The sequence below is a fragment of the Flammeovirga agarivorans genome (assembly GCF_012641475.1).
Lineage (GTDB): Bacteria > Bacteroidota > Bacteroidia > Cytophagales > Flammeovirgaceae > Flammeovirga > Flammeovirga agarivorans.
In genome coordinates this window covers 1-1739 of record NZ_JABAIL010000042.1, presented here as the reverse complement: position 1 = coordinate 1739, position 1739 = coordinate 1, and the positions used below count along the sequence as shown (strand labels likewise).

Sequence of the window (1739 nt, the reverse complement as noted above, 5' to 3'; positions counted from 1 at the left end):
GACCAAATTTTATATTAATAAACTGTGTTACGTCAAAAATTGGTATGATAATATTTTGACCTTGATAATATACTGGCTCACTCAAAATTAATAGCTGAGGAACTGACCATAACAACAACAAATTTGCTTTTATTTTTCCCGTTCTCAAATAAAGAATTGAAAATATAATTCCAACTAAACTAAATGCTACGCTATTTAAAATTAAAAAAATATCTGTTTGAAGATAAGCAGTATTAAATATTGAAATAATACTAATTAGTAGTACGTAATAAATTATATATTTTATCTTTATTGATTTCATCAGTTGATGTTGTTTGTTAGATTGAATGCTCTGTAACGTAATGGCTAAACTACGTGTGAGGGTGCGTCACCCGAATGTGGAGTTTTAGCTGTTGTTATAGCCCGTTTTATTTATTTTTAATTTCTATTTCTTGAAAGTTCAAATCTAAACATAAAATTTTATCCCAATATTCATGATTTAATACATTCGTCTTTATATAATTATTAATATTAAATAGATTATCTCCTTCCCAATACATAAAGAAATTTAAGAGTCTTTGAGATATTTCTTTCTCTATTTCTTCTTTAACAATTTTTTGTTGACCTACTCCTATTCTATATTTATACTTAACATGATAATCTATAATAAACCCTCCAAATTCTTGTTTTTCTAATTTTATTTCTTGTTCAATTAGATTTTTCTCAATAGCATCTTTGAAATCTAAGCCAGAAAGATTCATTGCAAATAATGTTTTAATATTCAATGATTTTACATGACTATAATTTACCATAGCTTCCATAACTTTATATGGATCGCCTCCTGCAAGTTCCAAAGTTTCTAATTCCGATAAACTCACATTAAAATTATGTTCCTGTACAATAGCTAATCCTTTAAGCACATTATCTGAAGCTGTTTTTCTAATTCTCATTGAAAATGCCTGACCTATTGTTAATTGAGCATGAAAACGTTTTGCTCTTATTACAATAAAAAAAGCAGGTAGTAATAAAATACTTGCAAAAAAAAATATAAATAATAACAGTAAAATTAGAAGCTCCATACTATTGCTGTTTGTTTTAATTATTGTTGAGTTTCCATTTAATGGGCTATAACGGATTTGCTAAACTGCGAGCGAGGACGAGTCGGCCGAGACTTGCTGTTTTAGCTGATGTTGTGTTCTGTTTAAATATATTTTTTTCGTTTATTATTATACTATTTAATTAATCGTTTAAGTTCGTCTACCGATTTAAATACTAACTTACTGATTTTCATTAATTCTAAGTTTGCAAAGTTTTCTCCATTCTTTTCAACCTTATGTCCATTCATTTTACTAATGACTAAATCATTAAAGCTCCCCATTCCTCCGCGAATAGTATTTAAACTATCTACTCCTCTAACATCTCCGTTATCAATTAATCTTTGCACTTTTCTAAAATAGTCAGACCAGTTTTTTTCTTCATATTTATCAAGATGATTAATTAATAGATTTAGTTCATCTAAAATCCTATTCTGTAAAAAATCAGTTTCTTCCATTCTTAATCGTCTTGTTTAATTGAACACAACGTGATGGCTAAACTACGTGTGAGGGTGCGTCACCCGACACATGGAGTTTTAGCTGTTGTTATATGTCCTTTTTATTTCGTTTCGATTTTATAAGTCTATTTCAATTCGAAGTGTATCTATTTCGTTACTACGAATACTCTCATATTCTTCTAATGAAATTAACTTCTTTTCTTCAGAA

3 protein-coding genes are annotated in these 1739 nt (G+C 28.2%); all 3 read right to left on the bottom strand.

Going from position 1 to position 1739, the window contains the following annotated elements:
• On the bottom strand, window positions 1–301 hold a 301-nt coding region (locus HGP29_RS28810; protein ID WP_211093447.1), incomplete at its 3' end, for a hypothetical protein.
• Between the two features lie 106 nt (window positions 302–407).
• On the bottom strand, window positions 408–1058 hold the full coding sequence (locus tag HGP29_RS28100; RefSeq protein WP_168885800.1) for a flotillin-like FloA family protein: 651 nt from the start codon (window positions 1056–1058) through the stop codon (window positions 408–410).
• Window positions 1059–1210: 152 nt separating this feature from the next.
• On the bottom strand, window positions 1211–1531 hold the full coding sequence (locus HGP29_RS28095; protein ID WP_168885799.1) for a DUF6966 domain-containing protein: 321 nt from the start codon (window positions 1529–1531) through the stop codon (window positions 1211–1213).
• Between the last annotated feature and the right edge of the window lie 208 nt (window positions 1532–1739).